25 protein-coding genes and 1 tRNA gene are annotated in these 24,789 nt (G+C 70.5%); 20 read left to right on the top strand and 6 right to left on the bottom strand.

Going from position 1 to position 24,789, the window contains the following annotated elements; genetic code table 11:
- Positions 1-35: 35 nt before the first annotated feature.
- Positions 36-698, top strand: coding sequence for a TetR/AcrR family transcriptional regulator (locus BLW09_RS09155; protein WP_231947146.1), 663 nt, complete (start codon positions 36-38; stop codon positions 696-698).
- On the opposite strand, the gene BLW09_RS09150 is transcribed toward BLW09_RS09155, so the two are convergent.
- Positions 695-928, bottom strand: a complete 234-nt coding sequence (locus BLW09_RS09150) for a hypothetical protein (protein ID WP_089911414.1) — start codon at positions 926-928, stop codon at positions 695-697. The genes BLW09_RS09155 and BLW09_RS09150 overlap by 4 nt on opposite strands.
- Positions 929-1,069: 141 nt before the next feature.
- Positions 1,070-1,870 (bottom strand): cutinase family protein, encoded by an 801-nt coding sequence (locus BLW09_RS09145; RefSeq protein WP_157696922.1) that lies wholly within the window; start codon positions 1,868-1,870, stop codon positions 1,070-1,072.
- 470 nt (positions 1,871-2,340) lie between these two features.
- Between BLW09_RS09145 and ileS the strand changes: the two genes are divergently transcribed.
- The 4 genes from ileS to ndk are packed head-to-tail and all read left to right on the top strand — an operon-like array spanning position 2,341 to position 7,923.
- Positions 2,341-5,706, top strand: coding sequence for an isoleucine--tRNA ligase (ileS, locus tag BLW09_RS09140; protein WP_089911409.1), 3,366 nt, complete (start codon positions 2,341-2,343; stop codon positions 5,704-5,706).
- Positions 5,703-7,070 carry a bifunctional folylpolyglutamate synthase/dihydrofolate synthase gene (locus tag BLW09_RS09135; RefSeq protein WP_089911406.1) on the top strand — a complete coding sequence of 456 codons (1,368 nt, stop codon included), beginning with the start codon at positions 5,703-5,705 and terminating at the stop codon, positions 7,068-7,070. Before ileS ends, BLW09_RS09135 begins: the two co-directional genes overlap by 4 nt.
- Entirely contained in the window at positions 7,067-7,504 is a 438-nt protein-coding gene (locus BLW09_RS09130; protein WP_089916748.1) for a DUF4233 domain-containing protein, read from the top strand. Before BLW09_RS09135 ends, BLW09_RS09130 begins: the two co-directional genes overlap by 4 nt.
- Entirely contained in the window at positions 7,501-7,923 is a 423-nt protein-coding gene (gene ndk / locus BLW09_RS09125) for a nucleoside-diphosphate kinase (RefSeq protein WP_089911403.1), read from the top strand. The genes BLW09_RS09130 and ndk overlap by 4 nt, the downstream gene beginning before the upstream one ends.
- 346 nt (positions 7,924-8,269) lie before the next feature.
- On the opposite strand, the gene BLW09_RS09120 is transcribed toward ndk, so the two are convergent.
- The gene (locus tag BLW09_RS09120; protein ID WP_089911400.1) at positions 8,270-8,887 is read right to left on the bottom strand and encodes a vitamin K epoxide reductase family protein; all 618 of its coding nucleotides are present in this window, start codon (positions 8,885-8,887) and stop codon (positions 8,270-8,272) included.
- Between the two features lie 309 nt (positions 8,888-9,196).
- Here BLW09_RS09120 and BLW09_RS09115 point away from each other — a divergent pair, with 309 nt between their 5' ends.
- Positions 9,197-11,776, top strand: a complete 2,580-nt coding sequence (locus BLW09_RS09115; RefSeq protein ID WP_089911398.1) for an Rne/Rng family ribonuclease — start codon at positions 9,197-9,199, stop codon at positions 11,774-11,776.
- A 38-nt stretch (positions 11,777-11,814) separates the two neighbouring features.
- Here the strand turns inward: BLW09_RS09115 and BLW09_RS09110 are convergent, their stop codons facing one another.
- Positions 11,815-12,093, bottom strand: coding sequence for a DUF4031 domain-containing protein (locus BLW09_RS09110; protein WP_089911395.1), 279 nt, complete (start codon positions 12,091-12,093; stop codon positions 11,815-11,817).
- A 289-nt stretch (positions 12,094-12,382) separates the two neighbouring features.
- Between BLW09_RS09110 and rplU the strand changes: the two genes are divergently transcribed.
- From rplU to BLW09_RS09040, 14 genes are all read left to right on the top strand, one after another.
- Positions 12,383-12,691: a 50S ribosomal protein L21 gene (rplU, locus tag BLW09_RS09105; protein WP_089911393.1), complete on the top strand. Its 309-nt coding sequence runs from the start codon at positions 12,383-12,385 to the stop codon at positions 12,689-12,691.
- A 26-nt stretch (positions 12,692-12,717) separates the two neighbouring features.
- Positions 12,718-12,975, top strand: a complete 258-nt coding sequence (gene rpmA / locus BLW09_RS09100) for a 50S ribosomal protein L27 (protein ID WP_018190815.1) — start codon at positions 12,718-12,720, stop codon at positions 12,973-12,975.
- Between the two features lie 88 nt (positions 12,976-13,063).
- Positions 13,064-14,635: a GTPase ObgE gene (gene obgE, locus BLW09_RS09095; RefSeq protein WP_089911390.1), complete on the top strand. Its 1,572-nt coding sequence runs from the start codon at positions 13,064-13,066 to the stop codon at positions 14,633-14,635.
- The gene (proB, locus tag BLW09_RS09090) at positions 14,632-15,495 is read left to right on the top strand and encodes a glutamate 5-kinase (RefSeq protein ID WP_089911388.1); all 864 of its coding nucleotides are present in this window, start codon (positions 14,632-14,634) and stop codon (positions 15,493-15,495) included. The genes obgE and proB overlap by 4 nt, the downstream gene beginning before the upstream one ends.
- A gap of 9 nt (positions 15,496-15,504) precedes the next feature.
- Entirely contained in the window at positions 15,505-16,785 is a 1,281-nt protein-coding gene (locus tag BLW09_RS09085) for a glutamate-5-semialdehyde dehydrogenase (protein WP_089911385.1), read from the top strand.
- Positions 16,786-16,838: 53 nt separating this feature from the next.
- Positions 16,839-17,075, top strand: coding sequence for a hypothetical protein (locus BLW09_RS09080; RefSeq protein ID WP_089911383.1), 237 nt, complete (start codon positions 16,839-16,841; stop codon positions 17,073-17,075).
- 12 nt (positions 17,076-17,087) lie between these two features.
- Positions 17,088-17,690 carry a nicotinate-nucleotide adenylyltransferase gene (nadD, locus tag BLW09_RS09075; protein WP_020074894.1) on the top strand — a complete coding sequence of 201 codons (603 nt, stop codon included), beginning with the start codon at positions 17,088-17,090 and terminating at the stop codon, positions 17,688-17,690.
- A complete protein-coding gene (locus tag BLW09_RS09070; protein ID WP_231947144.1) occupies positions 17,687-19,162 on the top strand; it encodes a hypothetical protein in 1,476 nt (491 codons plus the stop codon). Before nadD ends, BLW09_RS09070 begins: the two co-directional genes overlap by 4 nt.
- A gap of 61 nt (positions 19,163-19,223) precedes the next feature.
- Positions 19,224-19,601, top strand: coding sequence for a ribosome silencing factor (rsfS, locus tag BLW09_RS09065; protein ID WP_089911378.1), 378 nt, complete (start codon positions 19,224-19,226; stop codon positions 19,599-19,601).
- 81 nt (positions 19,602-19,682) lie between these two features.
- Positions 19,683-20,000 carry a TFIIB-type zinc ribbon-containing protein gene (locus tag BLW09_RS09060; protein ID WP_089911375.1) on the top strand — a complete coding sequence of 106 codons (318 nt, stop codon included), beginning with the start codon at positions 19,683-19,685 and terminating at the stop codon, positions 19,998-20,000.
- A gap of 94 nt (positions 20,001-20,094) precedes the next feature.
- Positions 20,095-20,170, top strand: a tRNA-Ala gene (locus BLW09_RS09055).
- 106 nt (positions 20,171-20,276) lie between these two features.
- Entirely contained in the window at positions 20,277-20,915 is a 639-nt protein-coding gene (locus BLW09_RS09050; RefSeq protein WP_089911372.1) for a GNAT family N-acetyltransferase, read from the top strand.
- Positions 20,916-21,123: 208 nt separating this feature from the next.
- Positions 21,124-21,750: an MEDS domain-containing protein gene (locus BLW09_RS09045; RefSeq protein WP_089911370.1), complete on the top strand. Its 627-nt coding sequence runs from the start codon at positions 21,124-21,126 to the stop codon at positions 21,748-21,750.
- Positions 21,743-22,753, top strand: a complete 1,011-nt coding sequence (locus BLW09_RS09040; protein ID WP_089911367.1) for a helix-turn-helix transcriptional regulator — start codon at positions 21,743-21,745, stop codon at positions 22,751-22,753. Before BLW09_RS09045 ends, BLW09_RS09040 begins: the two co-directional genes overlap by 8 nt.
- Positions 22,754-22,757: 4 nt before the next feature.
- On the opposite strand, the gene BLW09_RS09035 is transcribed toward BLW09_RS09040, so the two are convergent.
- The gene (locus BLW09_RS09035) at positions 22,758-23,801 is read right to left on the bottom strand and encodes a redoxin domain-containing protein (RefSeq protein ID WP_089911364.1); all 1,044 of its coding nucleotides are present in this window, start codon (positions 23,799-23,801) and stop codon (positions 22,758-22,760) included.
- A complete protein-coding gene (locus tag BLW09_RS09030; RefSeq protein ID WP_089911361.1) occupies positions 23,791-24,741 on the bottom strand; it encodes an alpha/beta fold hydrolase in 951 nt (316 codons plus the stop codon). The genes BLW09_RS09035 and BLW09_RS09030 overlap by 11 nt, the downstream gene beginning before the upstream one ends.
- Between the last annotated feature and the right edge of the window lie 48 nt (positions 24,742-24,789).

Here is a 24,789-nt window from a genome sequence, read left to right as displayed (position 1 = left end):
AACGGATTAATATGTGGACTGGGTCCAATAATGGCATGGGAGGGGAACGCACGATGACGCTGCCGCATTCCCCGCGCCCGTCGGGCTCCGGCCGGCCCCGTTCGTCCTCACGGGAGATGCTGGCCGAAGCGGCGGCCGAGCTCTTCCTGGAACAGACCTACGCCGGGACGACGGTCGACGACATCGCCCGCCGCGCCGGCGTCAGCCGGGCCACGTTCTTCAACTACTTCGGCTCGAAGAGCGACCTGCTGTGGCTGGAGGTCGATGAGGCGCTCGCCGCATTCGACACGACCCTCGCGGCCGTCCCCGCGGACCTGCCGCCGATGGATGCGGTGCTCGACGCGGTCACCCGGCTCGCGGACGCCTTCGGCCCCGGCCGCCTGCCGCTCGCGGTGACGCAGGTGGAGCTGATGGGAACGGACGCCGAACTGCAGGCCTCCGCCCTCCCGCGGTTCCTGGCGCTCGTCCGCAGCCTCCAGTCGTTCATCGCGGCCCGCGCCGGCTCTGCGCCCGACGCGCTGCTTCCGCGCGCAGCGGCGACGGCGGTCGTCGGCGCGGCCGTCTCCGCTGCGGCGGCCTGGGCCCGCTCCGGTGTCCGCCGCGGCGCCCTCGCCCCGCTCGTCCGCGCGGCGGTCGCTCCGGTCTGCGCCGGCTACGCCTCCGCGCCCTCAGGCGCTCTGAGGTACTCGCAGGGTTAGGGGATCGCGATGTCCGTCAGGAGCACCGACACCGCGAAGGCGATGATCGTGGCGGCGATCCCGAGGGACGGAATCCACCAGGAGGGGAGTGACCACGGTATGCGGACGATGAGGCCGAAGATGGTCGCCAGAACCCCCAGCGCCGCCGTTGCCGGCGTGAGGTAGAAGGCCCAGCCCAGGAGGTCGTCGTTGCAGGCCGCCGGATTCCCGCTGCACGCCGCGACGCTCATTTGATTCAAGAAGGCCAGAAAGGAGAACGACAATCCACCTAGTAGGAGAAACAGAAGCAATACGGTGGTTGCCGCAAGGTCGAGCCCCCCTGGTCGCGACCGTGGAGATCGCCTGGCTGAAATCATGCTTACGTCTCGCTCCTAGTTGTTGTCGGTTAGCCACGCTCTTACGAACGTCCACGAATCGTCGACAACTGACGTCGTTTTATACGATTCATGAATGTCCATGCCCGCAGGTGTGAGATTGGCCTGGCAGAAGGCGTCCCCCGTCAGGCAGTATGACCGGATGACAGACTGCGCCTGCAGCGCATAGCTCGGCGGCACATATGCGAGTCTCTGGTACAGAGACAGATTGACTGACGACGCACTGCCGAGGATGCCGTTCGAGGTACCGGACCCTGGAGCATTCCACGGGTCCCCGGCGTGGTAGGCGGGGGACCCGTACATCACTACAGCAGAGATGTGATTGCGGGCATTCTGAGACAACAGGCCGATTTGCCCGTTGAGGACTCCGTCGATGACGTGGGCGCCTTGGGAATAGCCCGCCAGGACGATGTTGGTCATCGGGCAGACGAGAGCCAGGTTCTCGATCTCGTCGAAGAGCTTGCGCATTCCGGCCTGCCAACTGCTTGTGTACGTTGGCGCGGATGCATTTGCCGGATCGGAGATCACGGCGGGATAGTTGATCCCCTCGACCCAGAAGGGAAGATCGCGATCGATGGTGGCGCTATAGGCGAGAGCGCCGACCACGGAGCCCAGGCCGCCTGACGCATAGGTGCGGCCACCGTTAGCAGATCCGCTACCAGCGGGTTCTGTGCTTCCTCGCACGCCGACCAGCGTTGTGAACGCGCATCGCTGTGACGCTTGGTTCGCCGCGGCGGGAACGGCGGGTGACGCCGTGATCAAAGTCGCGACAACCGTAGCGAAGGCGACGGCGGACAAGCTTATTCGTCGTATGTGGGATAGGCATGGAAATGCATGCGAAAGAGACATATCAACTCACCTTTAAATCGGAAATGTCAAAGTATCGGAATCACCGTGGCGGGTGCTGATTTAGGTCACGGGGCGCATGCGGACCTCGTCTCGCTGGCCGGTCTTCCTGCTGCCGAGGTGCTCGACGATGCGACGCGGGCCGGCGTGTCGGCCGCACCTGCGAGCACCTCGCGAAGCGAGCGACGATCGGGCATACAATGGCTGCACAGGCAGTGATCCGGGTATCGCCGGGGAGTCTTCGGAAGAACGGCGACCGCGAGAGCGGCGCTCACTAGAACCGAACGGGTCCGGCCCGTCACAGCCGAAGAATGAGAGGCTCTGTCCGCCACCGGCGGCGGGCGGGGCAAGCGGGGTGGTACCGCGGCGGGCGTGCGAGCGTCCGGCGTCCTCGTCCAGCACGAGAACCTGCCAGGAGTGAGATGCCGTACCCCAAGTCCGCGCCGGACTCGCCGCACGACGGCGAGCAGCAGCGCGCCGACGTGCAGCCCCGTGACGTCGTTGCGAGCCCCGCCTTCCCGGAGATCGAGACCGACGTCCTCGCGTTCTGGGACCAGGACGGGACGTTCCGCGCCTCCATCGACAACCGCGCCGACGCCGAGGAGTGGGTCTTCTATGACGGCCCGCCGTTCGCGAACGGGCTCCCGCACTACGGTCACCTGCTGACCGGGTACGCGAAGGACGTCTTCCCGCGGTTCCAGACGATGCGCGGCAAGAAGGTGGAGCGCCGCTTCGGCTGGGACACCCACGGCCTGCCCGCCGAGCTCGAGGCCGAGCGGCAGCTGGGCATCACCGACAAGAGCCAGATCGAGGAGATGGGGCTCGCCGCGTTCAACCAGGCGGCGAAGGACTCCGTGCTCCGGTACACCCGCGAGTGGCGCGAGTACGTCACCCGGCAGGCGCGCTGGGTCGACTTCGACAACGACTACAAGACGCTCGACACCACGTACATGGAGTCGGTGATCTGGGCGTTCAAGCAGCTCCACGAGAAGGGCCTCGCCTACGAGGGCTACCGCGTGCTGCCGTACTGCTGGCGCGACCAGACGCCGCTGTCGAACCACGAGCTGCGGATGGACGACGACGTCTACAAGATGCGTCAGGATCAGACCGTCACCGTCACCTTCCCGCTGGTCGGCGAGAAGGCCGAGGTGCTCGGTCTCACCGGAGTGCGCGCCCTGGCCTGGACGACGACGCCCTGGACGCTGCCCACCAACCTGGCGCTCGCGGTCGGCCCCGACATCGAGTACGCCGTGCTGCCCTCCGGCCCGAACGGCGCGGCCGACTCCTCCGGCGACCCCGACCGGGAGGTCTTCAGCGGCCGTTACCTGCTCGCGAAGGATCTGGTCGGCAACTACGCGAAGGACCTGGGCTACGACACGCCCGCCGACGCCGTCGCCGCGATCACCGGCACCGTCCGCGGCGCCGAGCTCGACGGGGTCGAGTACGACCGGCTGTGGGACTACTACGCCGACACCGAGAAGTGGGGCACGCAGAACGCGTGGCGGATCCTCATCGACGACTACGTCACGGTCGAGGACGGCACCGGGATCGTGCACCAGGCTCCGGCCTACGGCGAGGACGACCAGCGGGTCACCGAGAAGGCCGGCATCCCGGTCATCATCTCGGTGGACGACGGCGGGCGCTTCCTGCCGGACGTGCCCGATGTCGCCGGTCTGCAGGTATTCGACGCGAACAAGCCGCTGACCCGGCTGCTCAAGGAGCAGGGCCGGCTGCTGCGCCAGGCGAGCTACGAGCACTCGTACCCGCACTGCTGGCGCTGCCGCAACCCGCTGATCTACAAGGCGGTGTCGAGCTGGTTCGTGCGCGTCACCGACTTCCGCGACCGGATGGGCGAGCTCAACCAGGAGATCACCTGGGTTCCCGAGAACGTCAAGGACGGTCAGTTCGGCAAGTGGCTGGCCGGCGCCCGCGACTGGTCGGTGTCGCGCAACCGCTACTTCGGTTCGCCGATCCCGGTGTGGAAGAGCGACGACCCGGCGTACCCGCGCGTCGACGTCTACGGGTCGCTCGAGGAGCTGGAGCGGGACTTCGGCCGTCTGCCGCTCAACGCGGCGGGGGAGCCGGACCTGCACCGTCCCTTCATCGACGAGCTCACGCGCCCGAACCCGGACGACCCGACCGGGCGGTCGACGATGCGCCGCATCCCGGATGTGCTCGACGTCTGGTTCGACTCCGGCTCGATGCCGTTCGCGCAGGTGCACTACCCGTTCGAGAACCGCGACTGGTTCGACAGCCACAACCCGGCCGACTTCATCGTCGAGTACATCGGGCAGACCCGCGGATGGTTCTACCTGCTGCACACGCTGGCGACGGCGCTGTTCGACCGCCCGGCGTTCAAGAACGTCATCAGCCACGGCATCGTGCTGGGCAGCGACGGGCAGAAGATGTCGAAGTCGCTGCGCAACTATCCCGACGTCAACGAGGTGTTCGACCGCGACGGCTCCGACGCGATGCGCTGGTTCCTCATGTCGAGCCCCGTGCTGCGCGGAGGCAACCTCGTGGTCACCGAGGAGGGCATCCGCGAGGGCGTCCGCCAGGTGCTGCTCCCGCTGTGGAACACGTGGTACTTCTTCTCGCTGTACGCCAACGCGACCGGATACGAGGCCACGCGCTCCACCGCGTCCACCGACGTGCTCGACCGTTACCTTCTCGCCAAGACGCGCGACCTGGTGGAGGCCGTCACCGCCGACCTGGAGGCACTCGACTCGACGCTCGCCGCCGCCAAGCTGCGCGACTTCGCCGACGTGCTCACCAACTGGTACGTGCGACGCTCGCGCGACCGGTTCTGGGAGGGCGTGCGCGAGGATGGCAGCGGAACCGAGGCGTTCGACACCCTGTACACCGTGCTCGAGACGGTGACGCGGGTCGCCGCCCCCCTGCTGCCGCTCGTCAGCGAGCGGATCTGGAAGGACCTCACCGGAGGCCGCAGCGTCCACCTCACCGACTGGCCGGAGGCCGCCGAGTTCCCGGCCGACGACGCCCTGGTGGATGCGATGGACCGCATCCGCGCCATCAGCTCCACGGCGCTGTCGCTGCGCAAGCAGGCCGGCAAGCGCGTGCGGCTGCCGCTGGCGTCGCTCACGGTGGTCGCGCACGACGCCGCGGCGCTCGGACGCTTCGAGGGCATCCTGCGCGACGAGCTGAACGTCAAGGCGGTCCGGCTGGTCGAGCTGGAGGACGACAGCGCCGCCCGGTACGGCATCACGAGCAAGCTGACCGTGAACGCCCGTGCGGCCGGTCCGCGACTCGGCAAGCAGGTGCAGCAGGTCATCCAGGCCGCCCGGGCGGGCGACTGGACGGAGGCGGATGGGGTGGTCACCGTCGGCGGCGTCGAGCTGGTCGAGGGCGAGTACGACCTCGTGCTCGAGACCGCATCGGACGGCGACGGCACCTCGGCGCTGGCGCTGCTCGCCGGCGGCGGGTTCGTGCTGCTCGACACCGCGACGACGCCGGAACTCGAGGCGGAGGGGCTCGCGCGCGACATCATCCGTGCCGTGCAGGACACCAGGAAGGCGGCAGGGCTCGACGTCAGCGACCGCATCCGGCTCGCCCTCTCGTTCGAGCACGAGGACGACGCGCGAGCGCTCGGCCTGGCGGCGGACGTCGACATCGCGACCGAGACGCTGGCCCTAGCCGTGCAGGTGTCGGCCGCGGGAGCATCGACCCGGGAGCGGCCTGCGTACGAACAGCAGTTCGGCGCCGGGCAGTTCGCCAACGCCGGCGCCTTCACCGTCGGCGTCACCAAGCTGAACGAGGAGGAGTCGTGACCGACGAGGACGACGAGCGCGAGCGCGCCGACGCCGTCTACCAGGCGCTTCTTGCGCGGGTCGGCGAGGGGGCTCCGGAGCGGCGTCTCGACGCCACCCGGCGCGCCGTGGAGCTGCTGGGCGACCCGCAGCGGGCGTACCCGATCATCCACGTGACCGGTACCAACGGGAAGACGTCGACCAGCCGCATCGCGGAGAGCCTCCTGCGCGCCTACGGGCTGCGCACCGGGCTGCTGACCAGCCCGCACCTCGTCCGCTTCAACGAGCGCATCGTGATCGACGGCGAGCCCATCGCCGACGAGGCGCTGGTGCGCAACTGGGAGGACATCAGCCCGTACCTCGAGATCGTGGATGCGGAGCTGACGGAGGCGGGCAAGGCGCCGCTGACCTTCTTCGAGGCGCTGACGGCGCTGGCGTTCGCCGCGTTCGCGGACGCGCCCGTCGACGTCGCGGTGATCGAGGTCGGCATGGGCGGCGAGTGGGACTCCACCAACGTCGGAGACGGCCAGGTGGCGGTGTTCACGCCGATCGCCCTCGACCACACGAAGGCGCTCGGTGACACCGTCGAGGAGATCGCCCGCACCAAGTCCGGCATCGTGAAGCCGTCGGCCGATGTCGTCTCGTCCGCGCAGACCCCCGAGGCCGACCGCGTGCTGCGGGATGCCGCCCTGCTCACCGAGTCGACCTTCGCCGAGCAGCCGGGCGACTTCGACGTCGCGTCGACGCGCGTTGCGGTCGGCGGCCAGCTGGTCACGGTGCGCGGGCGGGCCGCGACCTACGAGGACGTCTTCCTCCCGCTCTACGGCGACCACCAGGCTCAGAACGCGGCCGTCGCGGTCGCCGCGGTCGAGACCTTCCTGGGGCGCGGCACTCAGCCGCTCAACCCGGCGCTCGTGGAGGAGGGGTTCGCGACCGCCACGTCGCCCGGGCGCCTCCAGCTGATCGGCATCGAGCCCAGCATCCTCGTCGACGCCGCGCACAACCCCGCGGGCGCCGAGACGCTCGCCGAGGCGCTCCGCACGTACTTCGACTTCGACGAGATCACCTTCGTCATCGGCATCCTGGGCGACAAGGATGCGCGCGGCGTCATCCGCGCGCTCGCCCCGGTCGCCACGCAGTTCTTCGTCACGCGACCCGACTCCGATCGGGCGAGGGAGGCGGAGGACCTGGGCGACCTGGTGCGCGAGGAGGTCGGCGACGAGGCGACGATCGTCTACTCGGACGCCATCGACGCGCTCGAGTCGGCCCGCGACTGGGCCGGCGAGGAGGGCCGCCGCGCGGTCGTCGTGGCCGGCAGCATCGTGCTGGTCGGCCAGGCGATGGCCTACGCCGAGGAGCAGGAGTGGAAGAAGGCGGCCACGTGAGCGAGGCCGGGTCCACCGGCGAGGCGCCCGAGCAGGGGCCGTCCGGCCGCGCTGGCCGGCCGCGCCGTCAGCGTTCGCTGCGCGAGCTGCTCGGCTCGATCGTCCTCGGCTTCGAGCTGCTCGTCGTCTTCCTCGGAGCGCTCGTGCTGTTCGGCCTGGGCTCGCTGCCCGCCGCCGTCGCGCTCGGCGGGGGAGCGGCGCTCATCGTCCTGATGATCGTCGCGATCGGGCTGCTGCGGAACACCGTCGGCGTCGTCCTCGGCTGGATCGTCCAGGTCGTGATCGTCGCCGCCGGACTGCTCGTCCCCGCCTTCTTCATCGTCGGCGCGATCTTCACCGCCATGTGGGCGTATTGCATGATCGCCGCCGCACGCATCGACCGAAACAACCGGGCCGCGAGCGCCGCGGCCGACAATGGAACGGAGAACCCATGACCAGTGCCGTCGAAGAGACCCTCGTCCTCGTCAAGCCGGACGGAGTGGCCCGCGGGCTGACCGGCGAGATCCTGCGCCGGATCGAGGCGAAGGGCTACTCGCTCGTCGACCTGCGGATGCTGCAGGCCGACCGCGATCTGCTCGCGCAGCACTACGCCGAGCACGAAGGCAAGCCGTTCTACGAGCCGCTGGTCGAGTTCATGGAATCCGGCCCCATTGTGGCCATCCGCCTCGCGGGCAACCGCGTGATCGAGGGCTTCCGCTCCCTCGCCGGCGCGACCGACCCGACCACGGCGCTCCCCGGGACGATCCGCGGCGACCTCGCCCGCGACTGGGGCCTCAAGGTGCAGCAGAACCTCGTGCACGGCTCGGACTCGCCCGAGTCCGCCCAGCGCGAGCTCGCCCTCTGGTTCGGCTGAGCCGACACCTACACGAAACGGAGGTGCCCCCGGCCGCTACGGGCCCGGGCGCCTCCCTTTCGCGCATCCACCGGCGTGCCGGGTCGGATGCTCCTCCGTTTCCCGCCGCCTTGCGTTTCGCGCGGAAAGGGAGGGACATCGGTCAGACACGCCGGGAGAGCGCTGCGAACGGAGGGACATCGGTCAGACACGCCGGGGGAGCGCTGCGAACGGAGGGATATTCCGAGAAGGAGTGCCCGGAATGCCTCCGTTTCTCGCGCTGCTTCCCACGGCGCAGACGAGGATTCAGCGCGCCGCCTCCGGTCGGAGAGTAGGCGATCCGGCGGTCGGTGGCGCCGCGAGGCGATCAGACGAACGCGCGGTGGATCCAGTCGAGCTGGATCTGCGCGAGGATCGCGACGATCGCGTAGCAGACGATCGTGATCAGCGGCACCCAGCTGTAGAGGGTGCGGAAGACGCGACGCGCCCGCTCCGGCACGGGGATGTTGCCCTCCTTGAGGTTGTAGAGGGTCACCGCCCAGAAGGTCGGGATCGTCACCGACCAGGTGACCATGCACCAGGGGCACAGCACGTCGAGCACCGTGATGGACTGCGTGATCAGGAAGATGACGAGGATCAGCGCGAGCAGGACGCCGACGTTGAACGCGATCCAGTACCAGCGGGCGAAGCGCGCGCGGGTGGCCAGCAGGCCGGCCCCAACCGCGATCGTCGCCGTCCAGCCGCCGAGACCGAGGATCGGGTTCGGGAAGCCGAGCAGCGATCCCTGCCAGGAGTTCAGGTTCTTGGCGCACCCGATCAGCACGGAGAAGTTGCAGGAGAGCTGCGCGTCCGGGTCGGCGAGCAGGTGGAACTTGTCCACGGTGAGCATGAACGCCGCCCAGACTCCGATGAGTCCGGCGACGATCAAGAAGACGGCGAGAGCGGTCGGGCGGCGGTAGGAAACCTCGGCGGGGCTGTCTGGCACCCTCGGATTATGGCATGACGTCTGCGTGTCGTCCTGGGAGGAGACTTCGGTCGAGCCGCGCGCGTGCGATAATCGTTGCAGCAGTCGTCCCGGCCGAGGCCGGGAGCACCGACAGAAGGCTTGAGGGCGCCCTGAGCGTCCGTGAAGAATGCCGGCCGTGAAGGCCGGCGCAGACCATGAGCCGGATGCAGGCCGCGCCACGAGCCCGGCGGTGTCCGCACAGGATTGAGGGAGGCGCCGCTCGCGCCGCCTCCCGACGGAGAGACCCGGCGAGCGGGCAACCGCCACCGGTCGAGGAGTGCACCAGCGATGGTGGATAACGAAAATATCGACAACACGGACAACAACGACACGGAGACGGGAGGACGGAAGCGCAAGGGGCTCTTCGGCGCACGACGCGTCGTGAGGAAGCCCTCCCAGGCCGCACAGGCCGACGCCTTCCCGACATCCGCCGAGGACGACGCACCGGAGACCGCGCCCGGCGCCCCCGCCGAGGCACCGGAGGCGCCCGCCGCCGACGAGGCCGCGGCGCAGCCGGCCCTCGTCGCCGACGGCGCCCAGCCGACGGCGGCCGCGATCGAGCCGCCCGCCCTCCCGGACAAGCACGGCGAGCCGGAGGCCCCGGTCGTCGGCGCCGCCGCACCCGGCCTGCCGCCGACGACTCTGCTCTTCCAGGCGCCGGACGTGCTGCCGCTCCCGCCGCTCCCCGAGGGCGACGAGGAGCCGGCCGGCGGTGTCCGCCGCCGTTCCCGCCGGCGCGCGGGGGAGTCGCGCGACAACGCGAACGACCCGGCGAACACCGTCGTCAAGGTGCGGACGCCGCGCGAGCCCGAGCTCATCACCGAGCCGCAGAAGGTCAAGGGCTCCACGCGCCTCGAGGCCAAGAAGCAGCGCCGTCGCGACGGGCGCGACGCCGGCCGCCGCCGCCCGGTGATCACCGAGGCCGAGTTCCTCGCCCGCCGTGAGTCGGTCGACCGGCAGATGGTGGTCCGCTCGAAGGGCGGCCGCATCCAGATCGGCGTGCTCGAGGACAAGGTGCTCGTCGAGCACTACGTGGCCCGCTCGCAGGAGGCGTCGCTCATCGGCAACGTCTACCTGGGCCGCGTCCAGAACGTGCTCCCCAGCATGGAGGCCGCGTTCGTCGACATCGGCCGCGGCCGCAACGCCGTCCTCTACTCGGGCGAGGTGGACTGGGATGCGGTCGAGACCGGCAACCAGCCGCGCCGCATCGAGCTCGCCCTGAAGCCGGGTGACCGCGTCCTCGTCCAGGTCACGAAGGACCCGGTCGGGCACAAGGGCGCCCGCCTCACCAGCCAGATCTCGCTGCCGGGCCGCTACCTCGTGTACGTGCCGGGCGGATCGATGAACGGCATCAGCCGCAAGCTGCCGGACACCGAGCGCTCGCGCCTGAAGAAGATCCTCAAGGAGGTTCTGCCCGAGAACGCCGGCGTCATCGTGCGCACCGCCGCAGAGGGCGCCACCGAGGAGCAGCTGACGCTCGACGTCACCCGCCTCACCTCCCAGTGGGCCGACATCAGCACCCGGGTGGAGACCCAGCAGGCGCCCGCGCTGCTGCACAGCGAGCCGGACCTCCTGATCAAGATCATCCGCGACGTCTTCAACGAGGACTTCCAGAAGCTCGTCATCGCCGGCGACGACGCGCGCCAGACGATCGAGAACTACCTGCGCCAGGTCGCCCCCGACCTGCTCGACCGGGTCGAGCCGTACACGGGGGAGCGCGACGCGTTCGACGAGTACCGCATCACCGAGCAGATCGAGAAGGCGCTGGAGCGCAAGGTGTGGCTCCCGTCCGGCGGCTCGCTGGTCATCGACCGCACAGAGGCCATGACCGTGGTCGACGTCAACACCGGCAAGTTCGTCGGCTCCGGCGGCAACCTCGAGGAGACGGTCACCAAGAACAACCTGGAGGCGGCGGAGGAGATCGTCCGCCAGCTCCGGCTGCGCGACATCGGCGGCATCATCGTCGTCGACTTCATCGACATGGTCCTGGAGTCGAACCGCGACCTCGTGCTCCGCCGCCTGGTGGAGTGCCTGAGCCGCGACCGGACGAAGCATCAGGTCGCCGAGGTCACCTCGCTCGGTCTCGTGCAGATGACGCGCAAGAAGCTCGGACTCGGACTGCTGGAGACTTTCAGCGAGGCGTGCGAGGTCTGCGCCGGCCGCGGCGTGATCGTCCACCACGACCCGGTCGTGAAGCACCGTCAGCCGCAGCAGCAGCCGAACGAGCGTCGCCGCGGTCGCGGTGCCAACGCCGGCGGCGGCAACGGCGGATCCAACAGCGGATCCACCGGCAACGGCTCGAACGCTGCTGCCGGCCACAACGGAACGCACGCCATCACGGACGACGCGAAGAACGCGCTCGCCAAGATCGCGGCGTCGACCATCCACCACGAGGAGGCCACGGCCGCCGAGGGTGCTGCGTCGGCGGAGGCCGAGGAGATCAGCGTGACCGAGGTCGTCCTGACCGAGGTCACCGCCACGAAGAAGCGCCGCCGGAAGGGCAAGGGCGGAGCCGACCGGCAGCAGCCCGAGGCCGCCCCGGCCGACGAGGCGCTGAACGGATCGGGTTCGGGCGAGAGCGCCGGCACCGAGCAGCCCGAGAGGGACGCGCAGCCCGAGGGGGACGCGCAGCGGGCTGAGGCGTCCGAGCCGGCCGCCGAGCCGATCCTCCCGCTCCTCGACCTGCCGGAGCCGGCGGAGGTGCGCCCGCCCGCGGTGCGCCCGTCGCCGGAAGAGGCGGAGCTGCTCCTCGGCTCCGTCCTCGAGGCGCTTCCGCAGCCGAAGGAGCCCGGTCAGGGCCGCAACCGCAGCCGCCGTGCGAGCACGACGGTCATCGCCGGGGGCGAGCTCGCGCCGAAGGGCGAGTAGCCCGGAGCGCCGGACGCGGAGCAGCGACCGGGACGCCGTCAGTGCCGACGGCGGACCCGGTCGCGCGCGCGCACGCGCAACCCGCTCGCGATGAGCCGCGACACCAGCTCCTTGCCGGAGACGGGATGCGCCCCCGCGGCCACGAGCTCGTCGTAGCGGCGGTCCGGCACGTCGTAGTGGTCGACGTCGAAGGCCCGGCGCTGGATGTCGTTCGCCTCGGCGAAGGCGTGCAGCTCGTCGAGCGATGCGTCGCTGACCAGATGCGACCACAACATGCCGTGGGCCGGCCATGCCGGGGGATCGATCAGGACCGTCATAGAATGATTCTAGGAACCGGTTCCGCAGTCGGAGCCGGACGGTCCCGGGGCCCGGAACGGTGTCGCCACCGTGATGACGGCCGCTGAATTGACGGCCTGTCGGGCGTCGGGTAAAGTTGACCGTTGGTGTGTGCCGGGTGTGACCCGCGCAGCCATCATGGTTTTCTGAGAGCAGCCGGGAGCATGTCGCTACCGGCGGGACTCGCCAGTGACTTCCAAACAGTTGAAGAAGCAGGACCAGGTCCGCGGCAGCGCCGGGAACTGTTCCCCGACGAAAAGGTACTGACAAGTGGTTTACGCAGTTGTGCGCGCCGGTGGCCGGCAGGAGAAGGTCGAGGTCGGCACCATCGTGACGATGGACCGTATCAAGGCCGACAAGGACGGCAAGGTCGTGCTCGCGCCGGTGCTGCTGGTCGACGGTGACAAGATCACCTCCGACGCCAAGTCGCTCGCGAAGGTCACCGTGACCGCCGAGGTCCTCGGCGACCTCCGCGGCCCGAAGATCGTCATCCAGAAGTTCAAGAACAAGACCGGCTACAAGAAGCGTCAGGGCCACCGCCAGGAGCTCACGCGCGTCAAGATCACCGGCATCAAGTAGCCGACGGCTCTCGAGGAGAAGACACCATGGCACACAAAAAGGGAGCGAGCTCCACTCGCAACGGCCGCGACTCCAACGCGCAGCGCCTCGGCGTGAAGCGCTTCGGCGGCCAGACCGTCAACGCGGGCGAGATCCTGGTCCGCCAGCGCGGCACCCACTTCCACCCCGGCGTGAACGTCGGCCGTGGCGGTGACGACACGCTGTTCGCCCTCGCCGCCGGCGCGGTCGAGTTCGGCACCAAGGGCGGCCGCAAGGTCGTCAACATCGTGGCGGCCGAGGCCTGAGCCTCGACCACGAGCACCACTCTTCCGGATGGGCGGGCTTCGGCCCGCCCATCCGCCGTTTCAGCACCACAAGCAGTAGGAGAGCACCATGGCGACGTTCGTTGATCGCGTGACGTTGCACTTGCGCGCCGGCAACGGCGGCAACGGGTGCGTCTCGGTCCGGCGCGAGAAGTTCAAGCCGCTGGCCGGTCCCGACGGCGGGAACGGCGGCAACGGCGGCGACATCGTCCTCGTCGCCGACCCGCAGGTGACCACCCTGCTCGGCTACCACCGCCACCCGCACCGCTCGAGCGACAACGGCGGCTTCGGCATGGGCGACCACCGCAGCGGCCACACCGGGGAGGACCTCGAGCTGCCCGTCCCCGTCGGCACCGTCGTCAAGGGCGCGGACGGCGAGGAGCTCGCCGACCTGACCGAGCCGGGGATGCGCTTCGTCGCGGCCCCCGGCGGCGTCGGCGGTCTCGGCAACGCCGCGCTGGCGAACCCGAAGCGCAAGGCGCCGGGTTTCGCCCTGCTGGGAACTCCCGGGTGGGAGGGCGACATCCAGCTCGAGCTGAAGACGGTCGCCGACATCGCGCTCGTCGGCTACCCGTCCGCGGGCAAGTCGAGCCTGATCGCCGCGATGTCCGCCGCGAAGCCCAAGATCGCGGACTACCCGTTCACCACGCTCCACCCGAACCTCGGCGTCGTGCAGGCGGGCGACGTCCGCTACACCGTCGCCGACGTGCCCGGCCTGATCGAGGGGGCGAGCGAGGGACGCGGTCTCGGCCTGGAGTTCCTCCGCCACGTCGAGCGCTGCTCCGCCCTCCTGCACGTGCTCGACTGCGCGACGCTGGAGCCCGGGCGCGACCCGCTGAGCGACCTCGACGTCATCCTCGGCGAGCTCGCCGCCTACCCGGTCCCCGAGGGTCAGACCCCGCTCCTGGAGCGCCCGCAGCTCATCGCCCTGAACAAGATCGACGTGCCGGACGCCCGCGAGCTCGCGGACTTCGTCCGCCCGGAGCTCGAACAGCGCGGCTACCGCGTCTTCGAGATCTCGACGGTCAGCCACGAAGGGCTCCGTCCGCTGTCGTTCGCGCTGGCCGAGATCGTCGAGCAGGCGCGTGCGGAGCAGGCCGCGCTGGAGCAGGCGCGTCCCCGCATCGTCATCCGCCCGAAGGCGGTCGACGACTCCGGATTCGTCGTCAAGGTCGAGGGCGGCACCGACGGACCGGTGTACCGCATCCTCGGCGCGAAGCCGGAGCGCTGGGTCGCGCAGACCGACTTCGCCAACGACGAGGCCGTCGGCTTCCTGGCGGACCGCCTCGCGAAGCTCGGCGTCGAGGACCAGCTGGTCCGCGCGGGCGCCGTGGCCGGATCCACCGTCGTCATCGGCCGCGACAACGGCGTGGTCTTCGACTGGGAGCCCACGCTCACGTCGACCGCCGAGCTGATCACGTCGCCGCGCGGAAGCGATGTCCGCCTCGACACGAACGCGCGCCCGACCCGTGCGCAGCGGCGCGAGGACTACTTCGAGCGGATGGACGCCAAGGCCGAGGCCCGCGAGGAGCTCCTGCGCGAGCGCGCGGCCGGCCTCTGGCAGGACGACAGCTACGACGACAACGTGGTGCACAGCGCGGCCGACCGCAGCCGTGGAGACGAGGAGACCGCAGAGGAATGACCATCGACGACCGCAGCCAGATCCCCTCCGCCCGACGGATCGTCGTCAAGGTGGGCTCTTCGTCCATCAGCGGCGAGAACGCGGGTCAGATCGTGCCGCTGGTCGACGCCCTCGCCGAGGCCCACGGCCGCGGCACGCAGGTAATCCTGGTCTCGTCCGGCGCCATCGCGACGGGCACCCCGTTCCTCTCGCTCTCCGAGCGCCCCACCGACCTCGCGACGCAGCAGGCGGCCGCCGCGGTCGGGCAGACGGTGCTCATCTACCGCTACCAGGACAGCTTCGACCGCTACGAGATCGTCGCCGGCCAGGTGCTGCTCACGGCGGGCGACATGGAGAACCCGACGCACCGCAGCAATGCGAAGCGCGCGATGGAGCGGCTGCTCGACCTGCGCATCCTGCCGATCGTGAACGAGAACGACACCGTCGCCACGCACGAGATCCGGTTCGGCGACAACGACCGCCTGGCCGCTCTGGTCGCCCTGCTCGTGGATGCGGACCTCCTGGTTCTGCTGTCCGACGTGGATGCGCTCTACACCCGTCCGCCGCACGAGCCGGGTGCCGAGCGCATCGAGGTCGTCGGCTGGGACGACGAGCTGGAGGGTGTGGAGATCGGGTCGACCGGCCTCTCCGGCGTCGGCAGCGGGGGAGCGGTCACCAAGGTCTCCGCCGCCCGGCAGGCCGCAGAACGCGGCACCGCCGTGGTGCTCACCGCCACCTCGCTGGTGTCGCAGGCGCTGCGCGGGGAGCGGGTCGGCACGTGGTTCGCCCCGGCGCCCGACGCGTCGGCCGCTTCCGTCCCCGGCTCCGGGCTCTCCACCGGTTCGACGGCGGCCGTCACCTCCGACGCCGCGGCGTCCTAGAATCGACGCATGTCCTCGCTGACCGGTGCGCTGCCCACGGCCGCGCTCTCCCTGCACGAACGTCTCGCCGCCGCCAAGACGGCGTCGCGCGACCTGGCGATCGCCGACACGGACCGCAAGAACCGCGCACTGCGCGCCATCGCCGACGGCGTGCTGGCCGCCTCTGCCGACATCCTCTCCGCCAACGAGCTCGACCTGGCGAACGGCCGCGAGAACGGCCTCACCACCGGTCTGCTCGACCGGCTGACCCTCACCCCGGCGCGCCTGCAGGGCCTGGCGGACGCGGTCCTCCAGATCGTCGGGCTGACGGACCCGGTCGGCGAGGCCGTCCGCGGCAGCTCGCTGCCCAACGGCGTCAAGATCACGCAGGTGCGCGTGCCGTTCGGCGTCGTCGGCGCGATCTACGAGGCGCGCCCGAACGTCACCATCGACATCGCCGCGCTCGCGATCAAGAGCGGCAACGCCGCGGTGCTGCGCGGTGGCAGCGCGGCCATCGAGACCAACCGCGTGCTCGTCCGGGTGATCCAGCAGGCGCTGGCGAGCGCCGGCCTCCCGGCCGACGCCGTCCAGACGATCGACGACTTCGGCCGAGAGGGCGCCGCCGAGCTGATGACGGCGCGCGGCTTCGTCGACGTGCTCATCCCGCGGGGGAGCGCCGACCTCATCCAGGCCGTCGTGACGCAGTCGACGGTCCCCGTGATCGAGACCGGAGCCGGGGTCGTCCACGTGGTGCTCGACGAGTCGGCCCGTGAGGACTGGGCCGTCGACATCGTCCGCAACGCCAAGGTGCAGCGGCCGAGCGTGTGCAACGCGGTCGAGACGCTGCTCGTGCACCGCGCGGCCGCCGAACGGCTGCTGCCTCCCGTGCTCTCCGCGCTCCGCGCCGAGGGCGTCACGATCCACGCCGACGAGCGCGCCCTGCCGTTCGCTCCGGACGCGGTGCCGGTGACGGACGAGGACTACGCCACCGAGCACATGAGCCTCGACATCTCGGTGAAGGTGGTCGACGACCTCGACGAGGCGATGGAGCACATCCGCCGCTACTCCACTCAGCACACGGAGTCGATCATCACGAACGACCTGCAGAACGCCGAGCGGTTCCTCGCCGAGGTCGACTCCGCGGTCGTGATGGTGAACGCGTCGACGCGCTTCACCGACGGCGGCGAGTTCGGGTTCGGCGCAGAGGTCGGCATCTCGACGCAGAAGCTGCACGCGCGCGGGCCGATGGGCCTCCCCGAGCTCACCAGCACCAAGTGGATCGTCCGCGGGTCCGGCCAGGTCCGGGCGTGACCGACCGCTAGACTTGACGACGGGCCGACGGCCCCGAGAAAGGATCACGCACGATGACATTCCTGACGACCGTCCTCGCCGAGGCGGAGACCCACGTCGAACTGCCGATGCCCACCTGGGCGTTCGGCGCGATCGCCATCGTCATCTTCATCGCACTCGTCTTCGTCGTGTGGAGCTTCCGGGATGTCGCCAACCGGCACAGCCACCGCTCCGCTCCCGACGCCGCCGCCCACGCGGGCGCTCCGGGCGCCACGCACCACGGCACCGGCCACCCGACGCAGGGGCACTGAGCCGACCCGGGCATGGAGCTGAAGGAGACGGGCCGGCCGCGGATCGGTGTGATGGGCGGCACGTTCGACCCCATCCACCACGGCCACCTGGTCGCCGCCAGCGAAGTCGCCCAGTCGTTCGACCTCGATGAGGTCATCTTTGTCCCGACCGGCCAGCCCTGGCAGAAGGGCGCGGTCACCCCGCCGGAGCACCGCTACCTGATGACGGTGATCGCAACCGCATCCAACCCGCGGTTCACCGTCAGCCGCGTCGACATCGACCGGGTCGGCCCCACCTACACCATCGACACGCTGCGCGATCTGCACCGCGAGCGGCCGGACGCCGAGCTGTTCTTCATCACCGGTGCCGACGCCATCGCGCAGATCCTCAGCTGGCGCGACGTCGCGGAGCTCTGGGAGCTCGCGCACTTCGTCGCTGTGAGTCGCCCGGGACATGACTTGAGTATTTCTGGATTGCCGGAGCAAGACGTAAGCTTGTTGGAAGTTCCGGCCCTGGCGATCTCGTCGACCGATTGCCGGAGCCGGGTGAGCAGGGGATTCCCGGTGTGGTACCTGGTGCCGGACGGGGTTGTTCAATACATCTCCAAACACCATCTGTATCGGAGCGTGGCATGACATCGTGGCCTGAACAGCCGCCGACGGGCCAGCCGCAGACGCGGCGACAGGCGAGGGAGTTCGAGCGCTCCGCTTCCCGACGTGCCGGAACGGCCGAGCCCACTCCCGGCGGCCAGATCCCCGAGATGACCACGACGGCGCCTGCGCGCCCGGCCGACGACGACGCGGCCCAGCGCGCTGACGGCCAGAAGCCGGACAACCAGAAGCCGGTTGACCAGAAGCCCGACGCCCAGAAGCCGGTCGACCAGAAGCCGGTCGAGCAGAAGCCCGAACTCGCGCAGTCCGACGCTCGCGCGTCCCAGCCGGAAACCCCGGCCATCCCGGCCAGCGCGTTCGCCGAGCCCGGGGTGTCGTCGCCGTCGCGCGACGCGTTCGACCTCTTCCGTCAGGGCCCGGACACCACGCAGCCCGAGCCCGTGACCCAGCCGATGGCCATCCTCCAGCCGACGACGCCGCCTCCCGCATCCGCTGCGGCGCCGAGCGCGCCCGCGGGCACGCCGGCCGCCGGTTCGGAGCGCACGCTGACGCGGCGTGAGCTCCGCGCGATGCTGCAGGCTCAGGAGGCGAACGCACAGGCCAACCACGCCCCCGTCCCGGGCGAGCAGGTGTTCCCGGTGTCGTTCACGTCCGGCCCCGAGGAGTCGGGCGCGGCGAAGCCCGGCACGGCGGACTCTTCCGCTGAGCGTCCCGCTCCGGCAGCCGCCGATCCGCTCTCCGCCGACCTCGCGACGCCCGCTCCGACCAGCGAGAAGTCGGCCTGGCCACTCGCTCCGCTCACGCCGTCGTCGGCGCCGGGCGCCTCGCGCTCCGGGCAGTCCGAGACCACGGTCACGCAGAGCTCGACGTCGCCGTTCGCCGCCTTCGGGTCGACCGCCGCGCCGAAGGCCGAGGTTCCCGTGCCGGAGGCTCCCGCGACGCCCGCTGCGGCGAACTCGTCTGCCGCACCGGTGAAGGACGCCGAGGCCTCGGACTCGGCTGCCCAGGAGCGTCGGCCGTTCACGCCGCCGACCGGGCACTGGTCGACGGCCGCCGAGCTCGACGACCAGAACCAGCCGATCATCTCGCGGAACGTCGCGCAGTCGACAGCCGCGACGACGACGAACGCGCTCATCCTGCCCGTCATCCCGCAGCCCGACACCCGGGCTCCGCTGACGAGCACGGGCGAGATCCTCGTCACCGGTTCGATCGACCTGCCCCGCGGGATGGGAGCCACCGGCGCCCACCCGGACCGCATCGACTCCGCCGATCTCGACCGTCTGCTCGACGGCGAGGAGAACGAGTTCAACACGTCGGAGGTGCAGCCGGTCCGTGCGTCGCGCGCGATCAGCACGCACACCTCCACCCGGGGCGTCATCGCCCCGCCCAAGAAGCGCGGCAACCTGTTGCCCGTGATCCTCATGGTGACGGCGGGCGTCCTGGCGGTCAGCGTGACCGCCCTGCTCGTGGCCGCGTATGTGCTGAAGGTGTTCTGATCATCCGCACCTGCACCGCTCTTCTCGCACCGACCGCGTATCCACGACCGGAGGACCTTCCGTGACCGCATCCCAGCACGCCCGGGAGATCCTGCAGGTGGCCGCCGCCGCCGCCGACTCCAAGGGCGGACAGGACCTCGTCGCCCTCGACGTCTCGGGCCCGCTGCCGCTGACCGACGCGTTCCTGCTGGTCAGCGGACGGGTCGAGCGCAACGTCATCGCCATCGCCTCCGAAGTGGAGGACCGCCTCAACGACGCGGGCGTGAAGACTCTGCGCCGTGAGGGCAAGGGTGAGGGGCGGTGGGTGCTCCTCGATTTCGGTGATCTCGTCGTGCACGTCTTCCACGAGGAGGACCGCATGTACTACGCGCTCGAGCGCCTCTGGAAGGACTGCCCGACGCTGCCGATCGAGCTCCCGGTCCACGAGAACGCGGAGTAGTCCTCCTGCCGGGAGCGGACTCCCAGCTTTCTGTCGGGTCCACCTGAGAGCTCTCTCATGGAGGCTCGCTTGGATGGACGCATGAAGTGTCCCACCGACAACGCGACCCTGGTCATGAGCGAACGCAACGGCATCGAGATCGACTACTGCCCGGAGTGCCGCGGCGTCTGGCTCGATCGTGGTGAGCTCGACAAGATCATCGACCGCGCCGGGACCTCGGCTCCGGCCGCGCCCGGTCCCGTGGCCGCCGCGCACCCGCAGGCCGCCCCACAGGCGTACGCGCCGCCGCAGCCGTACGCGGAGCCGCAGTACCGCGAGCCGCGCTACGGCGACGCGGGTTACGGCCAGCGCCCGTACCGGAAGAAGAAGGAGAACTGGCTCAGCGAGCTGTTCGACTGAGGCGAGCCGCGCTCAGTTTTTTCTGGCGGGCGCGATGTAGTAGTCTGAATGAGTTGTTCCGGGAGGTCCGAAAGGCCCGAACGGAGCGCACTCTGGGTCTGTGGCGCAGCTGGTAGCGCACCTGCATGGCATGCAGGGGGTCAGGGGTTCGAGTCCCCTCAGATCCACCAAAAACGTCATCGCGACGTGACAGAAGGCCGGCCTGAAAGGGCCGGCCTTCTGTGTTTCCGAGGCGGCTGATGCTGGGCAGCGCGGCGGCACGCTACAGTCGCCGTCATGGACACACGGATCGCCGGCCCGGCCGACGCGGACGCCATCACGACGACGGTCGCCCTGGCCTTCCGGGACGACCCGGTGTGGGGTCCGGCGCTGGAGGCGCCCGACGGCGGGACCGCGCACCTGGAGCGGTTCTGGCGGTACTTCGTGGAGGGTGCGATCGGTCAGGGAGCCGTGTCGATGCAGGACGGCCCGTCCGGGGAGGCGGCGACGGTCGCCGTGTGGCTCCCGCCCGGAGTGGACGAGCTGACCGACGAGCAGGAGGCGGAGGTGGATGCGCTCCTGGCGAGCACCCTCGCCCCCGAGCGGTTCGACGCCTACCAGCGGTTGTGGCAGCGGTTCGACGAGACGCATCCACATGGCGAGGCGCACATGTACCTGAGCCTGCTGGCGACGCATCCGGCCCATCGCGGACGGGGGATCGGTCAACGCCTGCTCGCCGAGAACCTGGCGCGGTTCGACGCGGAGGGCCTTCCGGCGTATCTCGAGTCGACGAACCCCGCCAACGATCATCGGTACCGGCGTGCGGGGTTCCGGCCGGTCGGCGGGTTCGTGTCCGTCATCGACGGGGCAGCCGTGACCACGATGTGGCGCGATGCGGGAGGCGGCGCCGACGCAGGCGTCGGCGCCGAGCGCTGAGACTCAGCGCAGGCGGCGCTCCTCCTCCTGCTCGAGGCGCTCCTTCTCGGCGTCCTTGGCCTCCTGCTCCTTCTGGATCTCTTCTTCGTGCGGCGTCTTGTTCGTCATGAGGCGAGCGTAGCCGCACCGGGAGGGTGCGCGGAACGGTCGGTGGTCGTTGTGCGGGCGAGCGCGGCTGGGCTATTCTCCCGGTCGGACGGAGTCGACGATGGCAGCGGAGATCCCAGGCGGACCGCACCCGGTCACCTTCGCGGGCGGGGTGCTCGACCGCTACCGACATGTCTGCGCGTTCGTGAACGGCCGGGCGGAGGCCGATGCCGTGCTCGACCCGTTCGTCCGGGACGGGGTGGATGCGGGGGACCGCCTGCTGTACCTGGTCGACTCCGCGGCTCCGGGTGCGCCGCTGCGCCGTCTCCGGCGCTTGGGCTTCGACACCGGCGCACTGCTCGAACAGCGGCGCTGCGAGGTGCGGACGTGGGCCGAGACGTACCTGCGCACCGGCGATTTCGACCAGATGGACATGCTGGAGCAGCTGGATGCCATGCTCGGGACCTCGCCGGCCCCGCGCATCCGGCTGCTCGCCGACATGGGCTGGGCCGCCCGGCGGGACGGCGTCGCCGGCACCCTGATCGAGTTCGAGGCGCGCGCGAACTTCCTGCACGCGCGCCACCAGCACGTGGTCATCTGCGCCTACGACACGTCGCTCTTCGACGGGGCGTTCATCGTCGACATCCTGCGCACGCATCCGATGGTGGTGATCGGCGGGATGCTGCAGGAGAACCCGTTCTTCGTCCCGCCTGACGACTTCCTGCAGGAGCAGGCGGCGCATGGCTGACGCACCCGGGTCCACGACGGTCGGCGCCGACGATCGGAGATGGATGCGCGACCTCGGGGCGATGCTCGCCCTGCCTTCGCTGTGGGTGGATCATGCGCCGTCCGAGATCGCCGACGGGCTGCTGAGCGTGCTGGTCGGTGTGCTGCGGCTGGAGGCGGCGTTCGCGCGGTTCGAGGTCCCCGGCGGCGGCGACCGGCTCGAGGCCTGGCGGCCGACCGGCCGACCCGCGCCGGACTCCCTCGTGGACGTCCTGCGGTCCGGCCGTGCGTTCCCGGAGAGCGGCGGGCCGGAGGCGGGCCCCACCGGCTTCGTCACGGCGGCCGTGCGGACCGCCGAGGTCGGCGCGACCGCGACCGGCAGGATCACCCGTGTCGCCGGGGTGACCCTCGCGCTGCCCTGGGAGTCGGCGCGCGTGCTGGTCGCCGCGGACCGATCCGACTTCCCGACGGAACGCGAAACGCACCTGCTGCGGGTCGCCGTCGGGCAGGCGGCGATCGCCCTGCACACGTCGCGGCGCCTGTCGGCCGAGCAGAGCGCCCGCCGGGCGGCCGAGCGGGCGCTCGACCGGCAGACGCGCTCGCTCCACGCACTGCTCGACGAGCTCGCACCGGCGCTCACGAACGCGACGCGGCGGGTCCGCCAGGCCGCGAAGGATGCGGCAGAGCGGGATGGGGCCGAGCGGGATGCGGCCGAGCGGGATGCGGACGCGCGTCCGCTGGTGGCGATGCGTGAGGGAGGCTCCGCGATCCTGCGCGGGTCGCCGCTCGATCCCGCCCCGCCGGTCGGCGGCGCGGACGACGCACCGCTCGACACGACACTGACGCGTCGGGAGCTCGAGGTGCTCGGCCTCCTGGCGCAGGGTCTCAGCAACAAGGAGATCGCGGGAGTGATGTGGCTGAGCGACCGCACGGTCGAACGCCACATCACGAGCCTCTACCGCAAGATCGGCGTCGTCCGGCGCAGCGAGGCGACGGCCTTCGCGCTCCGCCACGGGGTGGTCTGACGGATCAGCCGAAGGTGAAGCAGTAGGCCTCGAGCCCGGCGCGGTCGAACTCCAGCCGGAGCACCGCGTCCTGCACGCGTCCGGTCTGCCGGATCAGCTGGAAGGTGTCCTGGCGGTCGACGACGCCGCGCCCGTCCGCATCCACATCGGTCCCGTGCGCGTCGCCGGGCGGCCGGCCGTCGAGCAGCACGCGGAACGGGATGCTGCTGCCGGAGGGTGTCGGTCCCATCACGAGGTTGGCGTCGCGCGCGTGGAAGGCGAACGAGACGCTTCCACCCGCCCGATCGAGCACGGCCGCGTGCCGCGCGTGCGTCCAGCGACCGGTCAGATCCCAGCCGTTGAGCGGAAGCGCGCGTGAGTCCGCGTAGTCCTCGCTGCGGTCGTAAAGGTCGGCCGACTCCGAGACGAAGCCGCTGCTCTGGCCGTAGCCGAGGTACGTCTCGGGGGAGCGGAGGTCGCGCCAGTCGGCCGCCACCTCCAGACCGTGCGGCTCCACCATCACGAGGTTCAGGTCGAGGCCGGGCGCTCCTGCGGCGATCAGGAGGCGCTGGATCATCATCTCCGTTCGCTCGTACTCGCCCTCCCCGAAATGGTGGAACCGCAGCCTCCCCTCGGCGTCGGCCAGGTAGGCAGCGGGCCAGTAGTGGTTGGCGAAGTCGTCCCAGACGCCGTACTCGTCGTCCACCGCCACCGGGTACGCGACGTCGAGGGCGGCCGTGCGCGTGATCACGTTTGCGCGGTCGTGCTCGAAGCCGAACTCGGGGGTGTGCACGCCGACCACCGTCAGCCCGGAGGCGGCGTACTTCTCGTGCCAGGCCCGCAGGTAGGGGAGGGTGCGGAGCCAGTTGACGCAGGTGTACGTCCAGAAGCTCACCAGCACGACCCGCCCGCGCAGCGCCTCGGGCGTGAGCGGCTCGGTGTTCAGCCACCCGGTCGCGCGGGCGAAGGAGGGGAGCCGGCCCTCGTCGGGCAGGGGCTCCTCGTCGCCCGCGAGGCGGTGCGCGATGGTGCGGAACAGGCCGCGGTCCCGGTCCCCGTCAGCCGACATGACCGCTCGCCGTTCCCGTCCCCGATGCCCCGGCCGCGGGGACGTCGGCCATCCGCGCCACGTCGATCACGGCGTCGGCGAACGCGCGCGGCGCTTCCTGCGCCAGGTTGTGCCCGACGCCACCCGTGATCGCGCGGTGCTCGTACGGCCCGGTGAAGCGGTCGCGGTAGGCGGCGGGATCGAGGTGGAAGGCGCCGTTCGCGTCGCCCTCCAGGGTGATCGCGGGCACGGCGATCACCGGGCGGGCGGCGATGCGGGACTCCACCTCGTCGAAGCGCGGGACGCCATCGGCCAGTGCGAGCCTCCACCGGTAGTTGTGGATGACGATGTCGACGTGATCCGGGTTGGCGAACGCGGGTCTGCTGCGCTCGAAGGTCGCCGCGGCGAAGTCCCAGCGCGGCGATGCGGTTCGCCAGATCAGCCGCGCGAACTCGTCGCGATAGCGCTCGTAGCCGCGCCGGCCCCGCTCGGTGGCGAAGTAGAACTGGTACCACCAGGTCAGCTCGTCCACAGGAGGGAGCGGGTTCGCGTTCGCCGCCTGACCGGCGACGAGATAGCCGCTCGCCGTCACCTGGCCGGTTATGCGCTGCGGCCAGAGTGCCGCGAGGATGTTGGTCGTCCGCGCGCCCCAGTCGCAGCCTCCCACCAGCGCCCGCTCGATGCCCAGCGCATCCAGCAGGGCGATCGCGTCGGTGGCGAGGGCGGCGGGCTGGCCGCTCCGCACGGCGCCGGGATCGCGGAACGTCGTCGTGCCGTACCCGCGGAGGAACGGCACGACGACGCGGAACCCGGCGCCGGCGAGCACGGGGACGACCTCCTCGAAGCTGTGGATGTCGTACGGCCAGCCGTGCAGCAGCAGCACCGCCGGGCCGTCCGCCGGTCCGGTGTCGACGTATCCGACGTTCAGCTCGCCGGCATCCACCTGGCGGATATCGCCCATTCCGTCCATCGTCCCCGCTCCCGTCGTCTCGTGCGCCTGGTCCGATCC

Source organism: Leifsonia sp. 21MFCrub1.1, from assembly GCF_900107895.1.
GTDB lineage: Bacteria > Actinomycetota > Actinomycetes > Actinomycetales > Microbacteriaceae > Leifsonia > Leifsonia soli.
The sequence above is the reverse complement of the archived record's forward strand: the minus strand, read 5'-3'. Positions and strand labels throughout refer to the sequence as shown.